The sequence below is a fragment of the Bradyrhizobium sp. 139 genome, assembly GCF_023074175.1.
Taxonomy (GTDB): domain Bacteria; phylum Pseudomonadota; class Alphaproteobacteria; order Rhizobiales; family Xanthobacteraceae; genus Bradyrhizobium.
Window position 1 is genome coordinate 87,109 of the sequence record NZ_JADPKS010000084.1, and the last position, 19,701, is coordinate 106,809.

15 protein-coding genes and 1 pseudogene are annotated in these 19,701 nt (G+C 59.9%); 8 read left to right on the forward strand and 8 right to left on the reverse strand.

Translation table 11 applies throughout. From position 1 onward, the window contains the following. Positions 1-264: 264 nt before the first annotated feature. The 5 genes from hemE to IVA80_RS20415 all read left to right on the forward strand — a co-directional run bounded on the left by hemE (position 265) and on the right by IVA80_RS20415 (position 4,053). Positions 265-1,299, forward strand: a complete 1,035-nt coding sequence (gene hemE / locus IVA80_RS20395) for a uroporphyrinogen decarboxylase (protein ID WP_247434248.1) — start codon at positions 265-267, stop codon at positions 1,297-1,299. A 991-nt stretch (positions 1,300-2,290) separates the two neighbouring features. Then, a complete protein-coding gene (locus IVA80_RS20400) occupies positions 2,291-2,554 on the forward strand; it encodes a hypothetical protein (protein WP_247434251.1) in 264 nt (87 codons plus the stop codon). Positions 2,555-2,766: 212 nt separating this feature from the next. Further along, a complete protein-coding gene (locus IVA80_RS20405) occupies positions 2,767-2,934 on the forward strand; it encodes a hypothetical protein (RefSeq protein WP_247434254.1) in 168 nt (55 codons plus the stop codon). After that, the gene (locus IVA80_RS20410) at positions 2,931-3,140 is read left to right on the forward strand and encodes a hypothetical protein (protein WP_028141220.1); all 210 of its coding nucleotides are present in this window, start codon (positions 2,931-2,933) and stop codon (positions 3,138-3,140) included. Before IVA80_RS20405 ends, IVA80_RS20410 begins: the two co-directional genes overlap by 4 nt. A 361-nt stretch (positions 3,141-3,501) precedes the next feature. After that, on the forward strand, positions 3,502-4,053 hold the full coding sequence (locus tag IVA80_RS20415; protein WP_247434256.1) for a cytochrome b: 552 nt from the start codon (positions 3,502-3,504) through the stop codon (positions 4,051-4,053). A gap of 973 nt (positions 4,054-5,026) precedes the next feature. Here IVA80_RS20415 and IVA80_RS20420 read toward each other — a convergent pair. Continuing rightward, positions 5,027-5,428 (reverse strand): hypothetical protein, encoded by a 402-nt coding sequence (locus tag IVA80_RS20420; protein WP_028141222.1) that lies wholly within the window; start codon positions 5,426-5,428, stop codon positions 5,027-5,029. A gap of 172 nt (positions 5,429-5,600) precedes the next feature. Between IVA80_RS20420 and IVA80_RS20425 the strand changes: the two are divergent. Continuing rightward, positions 5,601-6,137, forward strand: a pseudogene (locus IVA80_RS20425) (transposase); the annotation flags it as partial. A 456-nt stretch (positions 6,138-6,593) separates the two neighbouring features. Here the strand turns inward: IVA80_RS20425 and IVA80_RS20430 are convergent. Beyond that, complete coding sequence (locus IVA80_RS20430) at positions 6,594-7,031, reverse strand: hypothetical protein (RefSeq protein ID WP_247434259.1); 438 nt, start codon at positions 7,029-7,031, stop codon at positions 6,594-6,596. A gap of 1,885 nt (positions 7,032-8,916) precedes the next feature. Here IVA80_RS20430 and IVA80_RS20435 point away from each other — a divergent pair. Continuing rightward, on the forward strand, positions 8,917-10,482 hold the full coding sequence (locus IVA80_RS20435; RefSeq protein ID WP_247434262.1) for an MFS transporter: 1,566 nt from the start codon (positions 8,917-8,919) through the stop codon (positions 10,480-10,482). A gap of 1,658 nt (positions 10,483-12,140) precedes the next feature. Here the strand turns inward: IVA80_RS20435 and IVA80_RS20440 are convergent. Further along, entirely contained in the window at positions 12,141-12,512 is a 372-nt protein-coding gene (locus IVA80_RS20440; RefSeq protein ID WP_009859400.1) for a hypothetical protein, read from the reverse strand. A gap of 449 nt (positions 12,513-12,961) precedes the next feature. Then, the gene (locus tag IVA80_RS20445; protein WP_247434267.1) at positions 12,962-13,354 is read right to left on the reverse strand and encodes a hypothetical protein; all 393 of its coding nucleotides are present in this window, start codon (positions 13,352-13,354) and stop codon (positions 12,962-12,964) included. 1,090 nt (positions 13,355-14,444) lie between these two features. On the opposite strand from IVA80_RS20445, the gene IVA80_RS20450 reads away from it, so the two are divergent. Next, positions 14,445-15,074, forward strand: a complete 630-nt coding sequence (locus IVA80_RS20450; RefSeq protein ID WP_247434270.1) for an NAD(P)H-dependent oxidoreductase — start codon at positions 14,445-14,447, stop codon at positions 15,072-15,074. A gap of 979 nt (positions 15,075-16,053) precedes the next feature. Here IVA80_RS20450 and IVA80_RS20455 read toward each other — a convergent pair. The 4 genes from IVA80_RS20455 to IVA80_RS38125 form a co-directional block, all read right to left on the reverse strand. Further along, positions 16,054-16,599, reverse strand: coding sequence for a carboxymuconolactone decarboxylase family protein (locus tag IVA80_RS20455; protein ID WP_247434273.1), 546 nt, complete (start codon positions 16,597-16,599; stop codon positions 16,054-16,056). Between the two features lie 34 nt (positions 16,600-16,633). Beyond that, positions 16,634-17,251, reverse strand: a complete 618-nt coding sequence (locus tag IVA80_RS20460; protein WP_131233064.1) for a nitroreductase family protein — start codon at positions 17,249-17,251, stop codon at positions 16,634-16,636. A gap of 188 nt (positions 17,252-17,439) precedes the next feature. Continuing rightward, a complete protein-coding gene (locus IVA80_RS20465) occupies positions 17,440-18,357 on the reverse strand; it encodes an NADP-dependent oxidoreductase (RefSeq protein ID WP_247434277.1) in 918 nt (305 codons plus the stop codon). A 244-nt stretch (positions 18,358-18,601) separates the two neighbouring features. Then, positions 18,602-19,093 carry an OsmC family protein gene (locus tag IVA80_RS38125; protein WP_247434281.1) on the reverse strand — a complete coding sequence of 164 codons (492 nt, stop codon included), beginning with the start codon at positions 19,091-19,093 and terminating at the stop codon, positions 18,602-18,604. Positions 19,094-19,701: the final 608 nt, after the last annotated feature.

A 19,701-nucleotide genomic window follows, 5' to 3' on the forward strand; every position in this document is an offset into this window, starting at 1 on the left:
GAGATGGGTTCAGGGCCCGGCGCTTACAATGTAGCTTCACGCGCGGATAACTGGAAGTTAACGTCTTTCTGGAGGCCGCAACGGCTACATAGGCGCGTGGATGACGTTTACCCAGCCACCCACGACATTCCATGAAGCGGGCGAGGGAAGTTCTGGAAGGTCCAAGGAGTTACTCTTCAACGTGGCAAGCTGAGCCGAGTTGAAGCCCGGCATAGTCGCACCGCGGCGGTGTATCAGGAGCCGTAACCATCTTCAGGACCGTTCGTGCCCCAGTCTGCGACAAAACCGTTCATCGACGTCCTCTCCGGCCAGCGGCAGGTCATTCCGCCGGTCTGGATGATGCGGCAGGCCGGTCGTTACCTGCCGGAATATCGCGAGGTCCGCGCCAAGGCCGGCGGCTTCCTCGATCTCTGCTTCAATCCGGAGCTGGCCGCCGAGGTGACGCTGCAACCGATCCGCCGGTTCGGCTTCGATGCGGCGATCATCTTCTCCGACATTCTGGTGATTCCGTATGCGCTCGGACGTTCCGTGCGCTTCGAGGTCGGCGAGGGTCCCCGGCTCGAGCTGCTGGATGATCCCGCCAAGGTCGCAACACTGGCGAAGCACGCCGATTTCGGCAAGCTCGCGCCGGTGTTCGAGGCCCTCAAGATCGTGCGCGGCGCGCTCGATCCCAAGATCGCGCTGATCGGCTTCTGCGGCGCCCCTTGGACGGTCGCGACCTACATGGTCGCGGGCCACGGCACGCCCGACCAGGCGCCGGCGCGGATGATGGCCTACCGGCATCCGGAGGCCTTTGCGAAAATCATCGACGTGCTGGTGGAGAATTCGATCGAGTATCTGCTGGCGCAGCTCGCCGCAGGCGCCGATGTGTTGCAGATCTTCGACACCTGGGCCGGCGTGCTGCCGCCGGCCGAGTTCGCGCGCTGGTCGGTCGAACCGACGCGGCGCATCATCGAAGGCGTGCGCGCCAAGGTGCCGGACGCAAAGATCATCGGCTTCCCGCGTGGCGCTGGCGCGCAATTGCCCGGTTACGTCGAAGCGACCGGTGTCAACGCCGTCAGCATCGACTGGACCGCGGAGCCGGCCTTCATCCGCGAGCGCGTGCAGAGCAAGGTTGCGGTTCAGGGCAATCTCGATCCGCTGGTGCTGATCACAGGCGGCGCCGCGCTCGACCGCGCGGTCGACAGCACGCTGGCGAATTTCGCGCAAGGGCGGTTCATCTTCAATCTCGGCCACGGCATCCAGCCGGAGACGCCGATCGCCCATGTCGAGCAGATGCTGAAGCGCGTGCGGGGCTGAAGAGCGATTCTTCCTTGCGGCGCATCCTTCGAGACGCTCGCTTGAGGGGGCTCCTCAGATGAGGACTTACTTTGCGACTGACGAGCGCCGCCTTACGCCGCGTCTTGAACCATGACGCCGTGGAAACCGACTACCTTCACTGAAAAAAACGCGAAAACAACGCCATGTAAGATAGAAATCATCGAAGGATTTCGTCTGGCATGGCCCTAAGTCCCACAGTGACCAATGAATTCGCCGCGAGCGTAACCGCATAGGCAACAATTGTGTGTAACTAACGAGCTCCGCTGAGCTCGGCGGTTATTTCGATCAACGTTCCGCATCCGCTCGGTTCAAGGTGCTCAAGGATATTCTCGAGCGCATGCGCGCTTCCGACCAGAAAATCTTTTCGTGCTCGGATGCTTCGAGCGACCCGCCACGCTCTAGGCGATGTGCGTTCCACCGCTGACAAGCGCCCCGCGGGATAGAACGCGCCGCTGCGGCCGGTTGGTGGCCCAGCTCGCAGTCGAACTGTAAACCAACGGGTTGCTACGAGCGCGCCGCCGAACTCGCTGTCCACCTGACTGAGATCGGGAGCCGAACAAACTTCCTTCCGGCCGTCGCAGTTTTTCAGCGCAATCGATCAAAGTGGAGCTGTCGACTTAGAGGCGAACACCATACACCTTCGTATCGTTCCGTGCCCACTTTTTGGTGCCCGATGATTACCTATGTCCGATTGAGCTGCTGGCCCCGATGGTCTTAGGCTGCATGTGTTGGCACGCACACGAGTTTATGAAGTGCGATGAGGAAAAAAGAGGATTGAGGAACAACTGTACTAAAACCAGAAGGAGACTGCGATGCCCTATTGCTCCGAAACTCCTAAGTCTGGCAGAGCCGCGCGATGCGCAGTTTGCGACGGCAAGTTTGGTCTCGTCCGGCACTATTCGTGGCGAACCGGGCTATGTTCCAAGAAATGCGTCGATCGCTTCAGAGCTCGCAGGGAAAGTGACCGCGATTGGGTAAGCTGGCTCCCGATCGCCTTCAACCAACTGCCAGAGAAACGGCCGGGGCCATCATGACGCTCCGGAGCTCGCAACGCGGCACTGTGTATTTGGAAGCAGGGCGGACTTTGCTCCGCACGGCTCAAGCGGTGATTGACTCAGTGATTGCGGCCCGGCTCAAGTCCCTTGCCGACGACTACCAGTCGCAGGATGAGAACGTTCGCGTCTCGATCAACCCAAACGGCATCGGCTCGATCGATTGCCAACAACTGAGGTGAGTGGCGTGCATGACCTGACGGGCTGCTTCATCGCTCGTCTCCGGAAGAACTCGAGGCGATCTTTCGAACGTCCGGCGCGACCCCGGTCACGAGCAGTTTTATTGAGCCGCCCGCACGGCTTCAAAGTTGGAGCTCAGATGGTCGATCTGAATGAAATGAGTATGGTCATATCATAGCGAAGCTGGTTCACGAGGCAGCTTTTCGGAGCGAATATGGGCGAAGTCATTCCGTTTGTCCCAAAATCTGAGCGCGAGCGAGTTCGCCTAATTCGAGAGGCTCGCGCGATCCACGACAGTATCTTCCCGCCGGAGCAGCAGGACAAGGCACTGACAAGTCACGAAGTGGGCGGCACCACCGGTGACGAGGGCGAGTTCTCATGATCAAGATCATCGCCGTGCTCTGCAGTCTCTCCTCTCCGGCAAATTGCCACGAGCAAATTGTCACCACCTCGGACTTCGCCGAGGTCTCGATGCAGTCCTGCCTGATGGGCGCGCCGCAGCTCGCCGACTGGATGAACCAGCATCCGGCCGAGCGTTTGGCCGCATGGCGCTGCGTAATTGGAAGACGGGATGGCAGGGGCGCTTAGATTAGAAGGCGGCGTTCGCTGGCCGTCCTCCGAGAATCCGGCGAACATGCTTTCCGCCAATGCAGGAGCGAAGACAACTACGCTGTGCGCTTATCACGCCAGTTGTGAGCGCGACGGAACGAAGCTAACGGCGGTTCTTTTTTACGACCTCCCCTCCAATCTCCGCGGCCCTGGCGATGATCATCTCCCGCTTGCAGTCTGGGTTAAATAGCACCGGAGGCTCAGACGCCCCATTTTGGGCCCCTGGGCAATGGGTCGGAGGTAAAGTTGATCGCCGGGGCAACCGGCCGGCTTACCACCGCCCAAATCTCTGGCTAGACGCCGCGACAGTTCACCAACCGTGTGGCGGGAGCGGAGCGAGGTGATCGGGTTGCGCAGCAATTCCTCTCGCCACGGCGCCGGGGCCAAAGTCCTGCATTGGCTGACCGTCATGCTAGTTCTCGCCGCTTATGTGCTGAGCAACGGCGACGGCTATTCGCTCTATTCCGCGGCCGCGGACGGGCTCCGCAGGGTTCATGAGGCGCTTGGGGTTGTCCTGTTCATTGTTGTCGTGCTGCGGCTGCTATGGCGCTTGATCGAGACTACGCCCGCGAAGCAGCCGATGCTGCCATGGATGGCTGCGGCCGCAAAGCTCGTTCACTTCGCGCTTTATGCGCTCCTCATCGCGATTCCGGCAACCGCGGTGCTCGGCACTTGGCTGGAGGGGATTCCCGTCACCCTTCCCGGATTCGACATCGCCCCCCTGATTGCGAAGGCGCATGGACTGGGGCAGCTGATCATGGAAGTACACACCACCCTCGGCAACGCCATCCTCTGGATTGCCGCTGTGCATACAGCCGCGGCTCTCTTCCATCACTTCTATCTACGCGACGACGTTCTTCAATCGATGACTCCCCGGCGCATGAATGAATAGTCTTGCCGCTTAGATCAAGCCATGGCGGCGCAAGTAGAGAGATCATTTTGAAACCCCTACCGCCCGCAGCTAGATCGACAGCGAACGCGTTTGACGGAACCTACCACGGTCGCATTCGAGCAGTGACGCGTGCTGCGGGTGTGGACGCGGCTAATAATTTCAAACGGTCGCGCGATCTTTTCGGAGCGACAGGAGGGCGCCGACTCGGCCGTCACTCTGGTCTTGAGGACTAAATCGGCTTCGAATTGTAGGGGCAGGGCTGTTGTCTACGGTCCTAGGCGTTGGGTCAGACCTCAGCGCTGGCGCGCATAACACGCCGTCGTCCAGGCGCTTCGATCGGGTACGCAACTTTTCTGAGCCAGACCCGACAACAGATCGTTCCGTGAACTGCAATATTCAGGCTACATTGACAATCAGGCCAGGCTTCGAGTGAACGTGATCGTCAATCGCGATCTGGTGATCGAACCCTAGCAGTGAAGGAGAGCAAAATGAACATCGGCGCCGAAGAGGAGCTGAGCCGGTCACAATGAAGGTAAAACGCTTCGGCTGCCGTTTACTGTGATCTAAGAAAAGTGCCGTACTGCCAAAGTGCGAGGGCCGTCATACATTGATCTGAAACTCGCTCGTTGCTCCGATGCCGGCCCGATTTACGGCGGTTCATCGGTCGCTTCGACCAGCGCGAAGGCAGACTCGAAACGAAGATGCATAGCCTCCGACGTGATTCACAAAGAGCCGCAACCTGAACTCCTGGAACATCTTCTGGGCGGGAAGGCCGCGACCCACCACGACGATCGGCCATGCTTGAGCCGGTCGCCTTTCCGGAGGAGGCGCTCGGGCGACGGGGTTGTGGTCGATAGATGCCTTCACGTGGCTGAAAAGCTCGACGCTTAGCAAGCCGGCGCTGATGCAGCATCCCGGGACTTGCATTCAAACGCGGCGCAAGGTTTGCTGCACGGCCCGGGGGGTCTCATGCCTAACCCGCTGTGCGCGTGTGCAATCCCGGACGCCTCACGACTGGCTCTTCAGGCGCGTCAAAGATTGACGTCGTGAGCAGGACAGCGGCAGCGAGGATCCAGTAATACGACGCGTCGAGCCAATCGAATTTGAGGGCAAAGGGTAGGATCACAAACACCACCCCAAGGGCGCGATCGAGCCGAAGGTGCAGCCAGTAGGGGATGATGCGGACGAGACCGGTGGGATGGTCGGTTGCAGCGGCCAAGAGCAGCGCGGCAACACCTACGACAACCGAAAGCCACATCGCGACTGGTTCGCTCTGGCCCAGGTTCAGCACGAATGGCGCTGCGATCAGGACGATCGCGGCGGGATAGTCGATCAGGTAAGCGTGGACAGATTTGGTGATGAAGCGGAACGACATCAGTGACTCCTACGTGCTTTGTTGCTCGTGCCGCCGTATGCCAGCAAGCACTCTGCACAATCGTCAAGGGTCAGCCCGTTAGACACACAGGAAACCTATGCCGGTACGCCAAGCATTAGAAGTGCCTGGTCGTTATGGTTTCCATTCCACTCGCTCGGGGCACCCCGCCAGAGGCGTCAGGCTCGTCATGTCCGATGCCCACGAGGGCATGAAGGCCACCGTAGCAAATGTGCTCAAATCCAGCTGGCCGCGCTGTTGTTTCGACTTCATGCGCAATGCATTGGCGCATGCCGCAAGACCGGACGGCGCGTCGTCTCCGCCTTCCTTGCCAAACCGTTTGCCCGGGACGATGCCGAGGCTGCCAAGACGCAGTAGCGCAAGGTCGCCGATCGGTTCCGCCACAAGCTGTCGAAGCTTTCGCCCTTTCGAGACGGCGGAGACCGACGTGCTCGCCTACACGACCTCCCGCCGCAGCACCGGACCAAGCTGCACTCCACCAACCCGATTGAGTGCCTCAACGGCGAGATCAAGCGGCGCACCGAGGTGGCCGGCATCTTCCCCAACGAGAACGCCGTCGTTCGCCTCATCGGCGCGATCCTGCTCGAACAAAACGAAGAATGGGCGGTCCACTGTGCCCGTTATGACAATGGAAGCAGTCGCGCCGTTGCGCGATGATTCGAGCGTCAGCCTCACGGCTCTCGCCAGCTGACCTGCCCGGCTCTCGCCGGCAACGCGGTGATCCACCGCCAGCTAAACCACGCCACGGGACACAATGGGCACACTGGGGTGCGCGGCATCGTAGCGGACCGTATTTCCATTTCGAAGGGCTCGCCGTGCTGGATCGGGATGCGGGACCGAACCAATCGATTTGCAGCACGGGTTTCGGTCAACATTAAAGAAGGTGTGTGGGGCCCCCAACGGGGGTTATTGCTTCCAATCTGCTGCGCATCGCCGAATAACCGCTCAAACAGCGGCCACAGTGCCGGATTTTGAGCAGCGAATCATTGACCTCGAACGCAAGCATCTACGGCACCACAGCGCCACTCTTGCTATCTTGAGCGCCTGCTGGTGTAGCCCACGCGACAGGCTGTCATCCCGCCGATCGCGGCAGTTCCGAGCTCCGCAAGTAGCTTGCCCCCCAGCACAGAACATCGAGCATCGTCGGTCATTGGGTTTGCTCTTTTGACCCGCTAAGACGAACCGATCCCCGCCTGCGGGTCCGCATGTTGAGGTTCGCTCTCTGGGCGGCGCTCACCTCGGGCGCGTTGAGAGCTGAGGTCGTCAGCAAGACTGCTGCGGCGAAAACCCAGGAATAGCCGGCGTCTGGCCCAGTGACATGGAAAGCGGAGGGGGCAGTGATGGAGATCACACCCAATGCGCGGTCCACCCATTGTAGCGAGGCACGGATGACTCCGACGAGCGCCGTCGAGTGGTCCGTGAATGCCGACAGCAGCAGTGAGACGCGGGTCACCACCGAAAGCCACAGCGCGACGGGACTGCTCTTGCCTAGCTTGAGCAGGAATGGCGCAACAATTAAAACGACGGCGACAGGACAGTCGATTAGGTATGTGCGGATAGATTTTGTGATGAAGCGGAATGACATAGCGGAACTCCTGCATGCTGGGCTGCTAGATCGAGTGGTCGGGACATCGAAAATAGGGGCTTGTGATCTGGGCGACCCGTGCTGCCACCAATATCGATAGGGCGTATAAAGAGCGTATTCCCGTCCGCGCGAGGTTAGAAATGTCGGATCGTTATCGTTTTCATTATCTCCAGCCGCCCGGTCTAAAGCTTTCAGACGCCAAGGCCCCCCGCGCGGGCGGTTAGACCAGCGCTCGAGTAGAAATCTCTTCCACTCGAACGCTCCCGGGTTGCCACGCTAAGTCGGGCGAACCTAGCACCGGCGGGGCAAAGGCCTTCCATCCCATCGATTTTGAGCAAATCTCGTTCTGAACGCGTGTTCACAGTGGTCCAAAGTCGCACTCTTTTGTCACCGGCCAGTTACTCCGGGCGCCGCCATCGTCAATCTGAAAATGACGCGTGAACTGCAACTTGCTCGCGACAAAAACCAGCGGGTCGGCCGCATGCCACACCGGCCACCGCGGACGCAACGCCGCTAGCGACAGCCGTGGCGCCGGACCAGATGCCTGCCGCACGGACTCTCTTGTCAGTGGGCAATCGCTGCTCGTGCAAGGCCGTCAGGCAGGTTCAAGCCTTCGCCCAAACCTTGCAGTGACCGGCCGAAGATGAGCCGGCGCGGAGCCAACCACCGTGGCGCCGACGCATGGAGATCGGCCCCGCGAGGAAGGTCCGCGCAGTTCGGCGTTCATCAGCCAGTGCACTTGGAACGGCGACAGGGGCCATGTCCGCCAATCGCCGCGAGGACCATGATGACGGCGCTGCTGACGAACATAAGGCAGTTGCCCACGCTGCATGCGGAGAGCACGTTTGTGCTGTTTAGAGCCTCAGGCGGTGGTCGCCCCGCATCAGGGACGCGCTGCTCACGACGTAATCCTTCAGATTTAAGTCGAGCGCTTCGCGGGCGCGAGTTCATTGGCCAGCAGCTTTGAAGCCGGGCCGCCGCATCCGTTGACAAATCACTCTCTCGGCATCAATGCAACCTCAAGCACACTTTTCCTAAACCGCTATCGCTTCCGGCCCGCGCTGCAATCCCAACGTTGGAGAACATTGCCAATCGCGGATGCGTATAGTTTTCATGGAAACGGGGGAATGGCACGGTGCCGTTCCTCAATCCATTCTAGGTCGAGGCGAGTTGCGCAGTCCGCTACTGCAGCACGCTGCCGTCAAAGCCGCAATAACCATGGTCTATCAACTCTATGCCGCGAGATGATTTCCCTCATCGCTGGGCGACCGCCATCGTGTGAGACCGCATTTGTGGCAGAGGCGGTGGAGGATCATCCGGCGCTTTGATCGCCAGATACCGGAATGAGGGAGTGCAATATTGAGGCTGCAGACTAGCGACGTCTCTCATGGTTTTGCATGCGCCTGTGGCGGCTAAATCCATTTGCTTAACGATCAGGCGAGCGGGTCGGCGCCATCCTGTGTAACCGCCTGCAGCTTTTTGCGACGGTGGACAATGCGGCCGGGGGTAAATCGAAGCAGTATCGGTGGACGGTCGGGAAAACACGGAGGCGCTCGTTGAAAAGCTCAGCTTCATGATCGCGTACGGCTCCGATGCGCCAGTGGTCTCCGTAGTCACCGGAGCATCGCCAATGACGATCCGTCTATCTCCAGGCAACCAGCTTTGTTCTCAATCCCCAGAGCCGGATCGTGACTCCGTCTATTCGGCCGTCTGGGTCTGGCCCGCGACCTCAAGCCTTCGGCAAAACTAGTGAGGAGCAGCGGCAAACTATGGGGAAGGTGGATGAATGGCGCAAAAACATGTAGAGTGCGGCAGCTGCGGCGTTATCGATCCAGACCCCTGCCCTCGAGAACTCGGGCGGAAAGCGCCGGCTCGGTGCCGACGCATGGTGCTCACAGCCTGTGTGCTCGCGTCGTCGATGGCGTTCATCGATGGGACAGCGCTGCCCGTCGTGCTGCCGATATTGCGCGCCGAATTCGGTGCTGACCTCGCCTCGGTCCAATGGGTTCTCAACGGGTATATGCTGGCGCTCGCCTCCCTGATATTGATCGGCGGGGCGCTCGCCGATGTTTATGGCAAGGCGCGCATGCTCGGCGTCGGTTGCGTCCTGTTCGGTCTAGCGTCCGCGGCTTGCGCGTTGGCGCCTTCGCCCGCCTGGCTGATCACTGCCCGGGTGGTGCAGGGAGCGGCCGCAGCGATTGTTACACCTGCAAGTCTCGCCCTGATTGGGGCAACCTATCCGCGCGCGGAGCGGAACCGGGCGATCGGCGTATGGGCAGCGGCATCTGCTCTCACCACCGCCGGAGGTCCTGTCTTGGGCGGCTGGCTGACCGAGACTTTTGGCTGGCCATCCGTGTTCTGGATCAACCCGCCGCTCGCGCTCGTAGCAGTGGGAGTTCTGCTGGTCTTCGCGGGCAGAGATGACCTCATCCAGCGCCGGTTCGACGGGATTGGCGCCGCGATCCTCGCTTTGGCGCTCGGGACGCTCACCTGGGCGCTGAGCCAGATCGGACCAAGTCAAGCTCGGGCCGCTGCGAACGCACCAGCCCAATCCGTGACGGTGCTCACGATAGTCGCCGGGTTCGGCATTCTCGGGTTCGCCGTCTACGCGTTCTGGGAGCGCAGAAGCGAACATCCGATGACGCCACCCCGCCTGGTGGAGAACCGCACCTTTCTCGGGCTGAACGTCGCGACGCTGATGATCTATACGGGGATTTCGATCGTGTTCTTCCTCCTACCTTTTGACCTCGTCGACCGCCGCGCCCTGTCGTCGACCGATGCCGGGTTGGCATTCCTGCCTTTCACGCTCGGCGTGGGGCTCTTGTCCAGTGTCTTCGGCGGGTTGGCCGACAAGATTGGCACGCGGACCATGCTTATCGCGGGACCGGCAGGTGCCGCGCTCGCCTATGTCTGGTTGGCGCTCGGTCATAAAGAATCTTTGATGCTCGGCGTGATCGTACCCATGACGCTGCTTGGCCTTTCCTTCGCGGTGCTCGTGACACCGCTCACCGCATCCGTCATGTCGAGCGTTGACCAGACGGATGAAGGGCTCGCCTCCGGCATCAACAATGCCGCAAGCCGGGTTGCGCAGCTTGCCGGTGCGGCACTAGCCGCCGGTGCCGCGTCTTTCGAGTCCGGCTACGAGGTCGGTCTCGCCGTAGCCGCCGCGACCTCGATCTGCGGAGCTTTTACAGCCGCAATAATCGCCATGCCGGCCGACACGAAAGCGGGCGGCTCGGGAGGCGTCTCGAACCCATGGAATTCAACTAGATTCGATATTGGCTTGCCAGATGTCCTCAAGTTCACCGAAGCAGCCATTCGGAGCGGAGTGTCTCGATCCAGGCTCAGACGCTCCAGGCGCTGGAACACGAGTTGCGCGGAAGCCGGACTATCGCGATGTTCGCGACGCCGCGAGCCTTCGCTGGCCCGTGAACGCTATCCTCGGACCTGATTACCGGATTCGTCAGCCGCAGGCCTCGGCCGGAAGGTCTGCCGGACTTCATGAAGATCGGTGCGTTGACGGGCGGATGCACTCACGCCATCGCATCCCCAGGGGGAATGCTGAACGATCATAGAGGAGTGGCAGTTGCCTTCCTAGTTAGTCATCTGGAACGCAACGCCGTACATTATGGCGCGCGTTGTTTGCTGCGCTCGATATCGCCGCAGAGTTCGTTACCGCATGCCACCAACGGACCTGACAGTCGAGTTCTTGGACGTTATTAAAAGCGATTGATGCTCACGTGAAGGTCTCGCCCACATCATTATGGACAACTAGGCCACTCACACGGCCACCCAAGATCAGGCCCGGCTCATCCGCCGACCCGTCACCATGTTCACTCTACGCAAGCGCCGATCGGCAGCAGCGATCGAAAGCGATCAGCGTCAAGACGACGAGAACTCAAGGAACAGAATGAAGCAGGAGATGAGCCGACTGGAAGTGCTTGATGCGCGGAGCCGCGACACGCTGAATGGATCAACAGCTATCGCTCACGGGTCCCCGATGCCCGTTCGATGACCACCCGTGGACGCGGATGGTGTCATCGGTTACAACGTCCAGGCCGCGGTGGAAACCGCACAGCTTCAGCTTGCTCGATGTCGAGCAAGCCAAAGAAGGTACTCGAAATGGACAAACTCGAGGCGGTCGCCGACCGTGGCTACTTCGACGGGAGAGATATTAGCCCGGAAGGGGCTGGCGTTGCAGTCACCTCGCCCAAGCCCATGACGTCGAACGGGAACGCGGAGGGCCGTTCGGCAAACAGGACTTTGCCTACCTGCCCTGATGAGGACGTCTACCGCAGCCCATCTCGCCAGCAGCTGCCTATCACTACGTACCTCGAGCACGAGACGACGCTGCACCGTTACTGGCCGGCAGCAGCGTGCCAAGGTTGCGCGATCAAGGGACAAGATACTTCGTCAAAGGAGCGCCACATCACGCGCTGAAAGCAAGAGCATGTGGTCGAGCTGGTGCAGACGTAGCTCGATCCCAATCCCGACGCCATGCGGACACGACGCGAGGGGTGGAGCATCCCTTCGGCACTATCAAAGACTGTATGGGTGCGACCCATTCCTGACGAAGGGCCTTGAAGGTCGCCGCTGAGATGGGGTTGGATGTCCTCGCCTATAACTTCACAGGGGTGATTGAACATCCTCGGCACCTGAGGCTGATGAAAACCAGATCCGCGCCGCTCAAAGCCGGAAAGTGCGTCAAACGCGCAATTTCGCGTCACCCAGATTTGTTGATAGATGATCTCGCGCGAGAGCATCGGTTGGCCCGGAAGAATTGACGACCCCGGCCGCGCGTCGACCGACCGGTTTGACACCACCAACATCCAGAAGTGCCGTACGCATGACCGAGGGACGCTAAACTCTTTCAAATACATGTTGGCCAGCGGCGGCGTGAGGAGCCGCACGCCGCCAAGCTTTGGGGTGGCGACGAGCGTGGCCAGCCGGACCCTAAGAGAAGCTCGGACAGTAATGGTCGGATAGCTCCAATATCATCGTCAATCCTTGGGGTGTCATCGACGGCGGTGATCTGATCGTGGATCGTCCGGAGGTCGGCGCGACTTCCTTACATGCAGGCGCAAACCCTCGGGAGCGCAGAGGATTTTGTCAATACGGCGGACACGTCGGCAAGTCGGCCCAGGGGGCTGTCGCAAAGGCGCCGACGCGCGGTCCGGGCGCACAACCTGACCTGTAATATCCGTAGCCGTAGGCTCGATAATATGAATTATAGATTGGATCGCCCCAATACGAACTATAGGCGGGATAACCCCAGTTCGCATCATCGGTCGGATAGCCCGAGTACGAAGGATCAGGATGACCCCGCCGCGCCTGATAGCGCACGTCCATCGTCAGGGCCGGTCCCGCCGCTCTAATCGACGTACCATTAATCGGCGCAGCAGACGACTGGGCGGTGGCGGTCACTGCAAGAGGTACAGCAATCGCGAGGGCAATCGCGAGGCTGCGGACTTGAATCTTCATGAGTAGCTCCTGTTCGTTCTACCCCCCGGCAAGAATGACGTTGCAAGGCCGGCGAGGGAAATCACCTCTGGCCATAGAGTCGATAGACGATCATTATTGCCGCCGCGCCGCATGATGCCCGAACGAGGACTCTCAACGACTGCGTCTGCAAGTACTTCCATTGCCGCGATTGGGCTCCATTTTTAACTCTGCACATTGCGGTGACGCGGTTAACAATGAAGCTGTTCTTTCATACCCAGGTCTAGCGGTAGCACGGAGCTAAGTCCCCGACCCACCACTCGATCCGAGCAGACCCAGACGTTACGTCGCACTCGGCCCTTCGGCCACCTCCCGGGCTTTCCGCTTTTGTGCCGCTGTTGAGGGTTACGCCGAAGGCTTGGCACTTCTTCGAACGCTACGACGAGGGACTTCATTACGTTCTCTGAGTGAGCCTCACTCCGCTAGCTGCATCACCAGACAATCGTGAATCCTCGGACCGCCATTTGTCTCACTGCCGCTGAACTGTTTGTTTCCGAAGGTAACCCCAACCGGATGTGATCAGCTCCAGTAACGCGCCACGGCGCAGCATAGGCGGAGCGGAGCCTGAGCTGACCGGTTCTGGGGACGATTTGTAGAAGGAAGCCAGTCGACTTGCGACATAAAAACTCGGGAACGGTTGAAACATCTTTTATCACAATCGCACGCCGTTTGAACACCGCATGCACGATTGAGATCGCCGGCGTGTGGACGGCCGGATACGCCTTTTCCAAAAGAGTCTTTTCTTCGCAAGCAGGGGAGACCGAGTTACGGACGAAGACCACAGCGGCAATGACGTCCGCCGAGATGAAGATCGGTTGGGGCACTCTTCTGGTCGGCGGGAAAGGCCTAAGTAGCGATCCACCAAACCGGATCAGACTACGGAAAGACCGCCGCCGAACGATCATCCTTTTAGATCATGACGACGACGATTCGCTGATATTTGCCTCCGACCCATTCCGTGAGTTCGCGGCGCTGCAAGCAACATGTCCCCGGCTGGCGCCAGTCCGAAAGTCTCGAGCTTCAGGGCAGATCGACCGACTTACCCGAAACGGAAAATCGACCGTTTAGCATCTAGCGGCCCACCTAATTGGGCGCACCGTCTCTACGCCACCACAAGAGGCGTCGGCTACGTCCGGGCGAATAGAACATGATAATACATCACCCACGGTTTGCGCTCCATTTCACATTCCGCTTCTTCATCCAAGAGCTTGCGCGTGATCCCGGCAAATTAGTACCTGCTTTCATCGTCCTCTCGATGATCAGCTATATCGGCTTCGAATGTCTCCGCCCCCTTCGATATGGGCCGATTGAGCGATGACCAGAAGCCGTTTCCGGCGTGGCTGTCGGCGCCGAGTGCATTCGACTCTCGGAGCAGACGATCGTCCGGCAGGTCGGCGAACAAGACTGGCGCGCGGCCATGCTCATCACCGGGTCGGCAGGTGCGGCACTCACGTATATCTTGGTGACGCGCCGAGCGCGACAACAGCCCGCCCGTTCAGGTTGAGGGGTCGCGGGATGCATTTTTGCACTGGGTCGGCGCAGCATGCTTCTGCCTATTCTGTCAGCATCAAGCAGCGGGCGATTGGTCAGAACCGGCCGCTCGCAGATTCTGGCGACTTTTTTGGACACAACCACCCCCGCAGCAGTATTCCCCGCTGCTATGGAAACTATACATGCCCGCTATTGGAAAACTTCGTCCCGCGCTGGGATCAACGGGTATCGATTGGCAGATTCCTCAAGTAAGCTCAAGCCGACCCGGAAGGACAAATACCGTCAATTCCATTGAGTGCTAGACAAATGAAATCGTCAACACGTTACCGGTTCATCCAGCCGACGAATTCAAGTGCGACGCTTGTACGAACTTGAAGCGCTGGTTGACAGCGTGGGTTTCGTAGCGCCATGCGGATCGCTCGCATGAAGATCCTTCATATTGATTGTAGCCCGCGTCCAGAACCGCAAAGCCGGCAGCTTTCGGCGACGATCGTGAAAAAGCTCCTTGCGGGTGCCCCTGCTGCAAGCATCAGCCGGCGAGATCTGGGCAGTTGTCCCCTGTCGCATGCCTCGCCCGACTACGCCACCGCCCCGTCGTCGCCGGCCACGTTGGCGGCTCCGCCGAGCAGCGCGCTGGATCTTTCCGAAGCACTTATTCGGGAAGTCGAGGCGGCCGACGTCGTCGTTATCGGAGCTCCGATGCACAACCTGACCGTTCCCTCGGTGCTCAAGGCGTGGATCGACCAAATCCTGCGCGCGGGGCGCACGTTCCTGTCGACCCCGGCAGGGAAGGTGGGATTGCTCCGGGATCGTCCGGTGTTTGTCGGCATCGCTTCCGGTGGAGTCTTTACTGGCGAGAAAGCCAACCAGCCCGATTTTCTCACGCCGTATCTATCGGCTTTACTGGGCAGCATCGGGCTGAAAACCGTGCAATTCCTTCCCGTGCAGGCTACCGCATTCCTCGCTGGGGACCGGGCGACACTAGCGAGAGAGAAAGCGCTCGCGGCGCTCGACCTAACCGTCATGAGGAAGCTTCCGTGTCCGATCGTGTGACGCGTCCGGATGCCTATGCGCCTGGGTCGCAATTGTTATGAAGGCAACCGTCGTAACGGAGCAGGTTACAGGAACTGCCGGGATGAGGATTGTGGAGCGGCCCGAGCCGCAGGCATGGGGCCCGCGCCGCGGACTGGCCGGAACCGCTGGGCGCTGCCCGTTCGATCAGCCGGAACGCGGCAAGTCACTCGGCAACGCTGCTGTCTCCGTCCTTGATACCGATAGCGAGCTCGCTGACGACCTCGTCAAACTAGCTACTAGCTGCGCCAACCAAGACTCTATTGGGATGACATGGGCCGCAAGTTTATCACGACCGCCGTTGGCCTTCTCACCGAAAGCGAAAAATCGGCTTCGCGCCAAGCAAGAGCATCAACCCTGTCGAAAAGGGCGCTCGCCCGAGACGTTGTCGCCGAACTATCCGGTGATGTGAAGAGATTGCCGAGCCCTTGGTTACACGAGGAGCGTAGATTTGCTGAATTTGACGAGATAACAAGGACAGTGAGTGCTACCTGATGCGAGGCGAAACGTTGTCATCGAGGACTACCGCTTAGTAAGTTGCTCCATGGGTAGGCTAATCATCTTGCTCGGCCTAAGATATTGCCTATTGAGGGAAGCGGACGCCACGTACTGTTTCACATCAACGGTCTTCTCCGATTCCGCTATCGTTGCTTCGCTTCATGTCGCGAGTGCCAGTTTGCCGTTTTGCTAAGACTTCGAGCTGATAACAATTCCGATCCTATGAGCGAGCCCGGCCTCTTCTCGGTATCGCGCCGATCCTGTGTTCCTTCGCACTTGCCAAGCTGTCCCTCATAGTGACAATCGCCGTTCTGGCTTTTCGTAAACTCCTCGTCGGCACGTACCAAAACGCCCGGAGGCGCTCCACCATTTTTTCCTGGGCGCATCCGGGCAGTGGTGTTGCGCTCGCATCACATGAACGCGCTGAGCACTCTCGGAGGTGTTCGATACGACCGGATGGAGTTTAGACCGAGCCAGCCGGCGCAACGGCGGGAAAGTCCTTCTCGGGATCGAACACATTGTTGAAAAAGTTCGTCAGGGAGTACATGGCCACGAGCGCGACGATCTCAATGACATTCGCATCCGTGTAGCCGGCATTGCGGACGGTCTTCAGATCGGCGTCGCTGATCTTACCGCGGGTCTCGGCGACTTTGCGCGCGAACTGGATCCCGGCGTCCCGCTTCGGGTCGCTGGCGTGACCCATCCGAGCGAGAATTATTTCATTGGCCGGCAGCTTGGCCATATTATCGGCCGTAAAACTATGAACCGTCAGGCAATAGTCGCAGCCATTCACTTCGGACACAGCGAGACCGATGCTGTCACGCGTCTTCACGTCGAGCGACTTGCTCAAGGAGCCGAGCAGGGCGGCCCATGCGTTAAACGCGATCGGGCTTGCCGCGAAAGTCGCCATCATGTTCGGCGTGAACCCGATGTTCTTGGTGAACATGTCGAGGGTCGGTTTCGACTCGGGTGGCACTTGTTCCGGCTTTAGAGCTGCAATCCTAGGCATCATGTTCTCTGTATTTTGTTGGCTTCACTCATAATCAGACCAGATTCAACACTTCAGCCACCGGCCGCCGCGGCTTCTGTGGCCAGTTTCCCGGACGCTCCGCCCCTACGGACAACAGCATGACCGGTACTTCGTCCTTCGTAAGCGCGAACTCGCGGTGCACTGCTTCAGCATCGAAACCGATCATCGGGGTCGAACCCAGGCCTAGCGAGCGGGCCGCATAAATCATCGCCGCCGCGCCGAAGGTGCCGGTGCGTACGGCCTCGTCGCGCTGGCGCTGCGGGTATTCCATGTACAGGTCCCGTGCGGGGATCTCCCATTCCGGCACCATCTTTGCCGGCATGATGCCCTCTTTTACCAGCGGTGCCAGACGCTCGGGTACTACGCTGGAGTCGGCCAACTGGCCGCAGATGATGAAAGTAACAGCCGCCTCGGTGATCGCGGGCTGGCTCCAAGCGATCGGACTGAGGCGAGCCTTGGCTTCCGGCGTGCGCACGGCGATGAAGCGCCAGTTCTGCAAGTGGAAGGATGTCGGCGCGGTGGTCCCGATTCGAACCAACTCGCGGATTTGGTCGTCGCTCAACGTGGCGGCAGGGTCGTAGTACTTCGTGGCCCGGCGGCTCAGGATGCATTCGATGACCTCATTGGTCATAGTTCTTCTGCTGGTCATGGTGATTCCGTTGGTCAAGTTGTTGTTCTGCGTGAGGGAATAGGCTGAGATAACGAGGGCTTTTGCTCCTTTTACTGGAAATGCTACGGAGCCCGCTCGGTAGTTTCCCACGTTGCTCCGGCTCTTCCGATAGGACGCGCCCGGCCACGTGCATCGAAGGCGCACGTCGTTCAGGGACGAGTGCGGATGATCGTCTTCCCGTCGATGCGCTCGGTCGGATTGAAAGCGGCGACGGCGTCATCGAGGATCGAGACGGTGCCGATGTTCGTCCGCAGTCGCCCGTCCCGCACCCGCTGGACGATTTCAGTCAGTTGGGCACGATCGGATTCGACGACGAAGTCGACCGCCAAGGCGTCGGCAGCGCGCGCCTCGCTCGGCCCGACGATGGACACCAGCGTTCCTCCGGCTCGGATCAGGCGGGCGGAACGCTTCCCGATGTCGCCGCCGATTACGTCGAACACCAGATCGACTCCGCCGACGTCTTCCAGGACGTCGTTGTCGAGGCTAACGAACTCATTCGCGCCGAAGTCGAGCGCCTTCTGACGATGAACGCCACGCCCGGTGCCGATGACGTAAGCGCCGGCCTCTCGTGCGAGCTGTGTCACGATTGATCCGACTGCGCCGGCCGCGCCGTGCACGAGAACGCTCTGCCCTGCCTGAAGGCGGCCGTGCACAAAGAGTCCCTGCCACGCCGTGAGGCCCGAGATTGGCAGACTCGCGCCTACTATGAAGTCGACGTCACCCGGGAGCGGGGCGAGGTTGCGCGCCTCCATTGCTACATACTCCGCCAGGGTGCCGTCGCGATACCAGTCGGCGAGGCCGAACACCCGCTGTCCAACCGACAACCCCGTTGTGCCATAGCCGAGGGCGGCGACCACTCCGGCCAGCTCGTGTCCGGGAATCGACGGTGTTCGGTCACGATCGAGGCGGTCGGTCCATGTAGAGGGCCACTCCAGCTCAGTCGGGACGAATCCCGACGCATGAACTTGAACGACGACGTCGTTGATCGCCGCTCGCGGCTGGGGCCGATCCACGAGCCTCATACCCGCAGTTCCCGCCGCCTGGTCCGTTACGACAATTGCCTTCATCATCGGCCTCCCTGTGTGTGGTGTGTCGTCATTTTCAAGTTCTCTTGCAGACGAGCAAAAGTACGGTCGTGAAAATCGATGGTCTAATGACGGGTGGCTATGTAATCGATGCCATGGACGCGAAAGCCCAGAGCGCGTCGGCGGAGCGAATGCCCCGCGGGGCATCGCGTGTTGCGAATTGAAGACCCTGCGGGTATGACAGACTGCGATGCCCCGGTGCAATGATCGACGGCACGAGAGACGGTCAATCCGGAGTAATATTCGGAATCCGGAGCAGAGCCACGTCATCCTCGTAGCTGGCCTGAGGGCTTTCTTGGTGGCCGGAGGTTGTAACGTCCAGACGTGTGGTAATATCCGCACCAGTACCGAGAATTTGGCCTACGGGACAGAGGTTTGCGGCTTCCATCAAGAATGTGCGCTGCTGCGCGTCGAGGTCTCCTTCAAGCACCACGGTGCGCTCGAACGAATCCTTTTCGCCTCGGGAGCCGTGATGGAAGCTGACGCCCACCTCCACGCGCTCCAGCGGTAGTTTCTGGCGCTGAGCCTGGAAACGAACGCTCATAGCACTGCATGCGGCAAGAGACGCGCTGAGAAGGTCGTAAGGATTGGGTCCAGAAGAATTGTGGCCGATGCCATCTGGGCCGCCGACAGCAAACCGAGATTCGCCGACATGGCAAATCAGCGCGCCATGATTGGTGGGGTCGGTTGCGACAACAACTTCGCGAATCTTGGTCACGATTAGGTCCCGATCCTTCGAATGATTGATCCGTCGACTTCGATGAGCATGTCCGCCAGTGACAGCAGGAAATAGATGTTAGCTGTGGTGGGAGATCCCAGCCTTGCGTCCACGCAAGCGAGCGCGTTCAGCAAGTAAGTCCGAAGACCCTTCAGGTAAAGTTATCATTTCCATAATCGCCAGGAATGCTCAGTAGAGCGTATCGACGTCCGGGTGAACAACTCCATCAATGCGTGTGGCGCGCCTACGGTCCTTCCGGTCACGAAGAATGCATTAAGTTCCAGTCAGCCGAAGTCCCAGAACGTGGACGAGCACGCCGCTTTCCACACTCGGTCCTCAAACGAGGCGTGACCTCCTTCAGTGATGGTTGCGCCAGTTAAGTCCCAGGAGGACGCAACGAAGCTCGTCGTACGAGCTTTGCTCGGCGCCCTTGACGCGACTTCGCGGCGGCATCGATAGCCGGTGACTGCACGCGGCCTAGAAGCCTCTGCAGAGTAACGCGGCGCCCTCGAGTGCGGTGCGGCTTCTGAGGTCCCTCGCTAGGCGTCGTGCTCGCGGGTCGAGCGGCAATAACGACCGTTTATCGACTCCATAGCAAGAGGTGATTT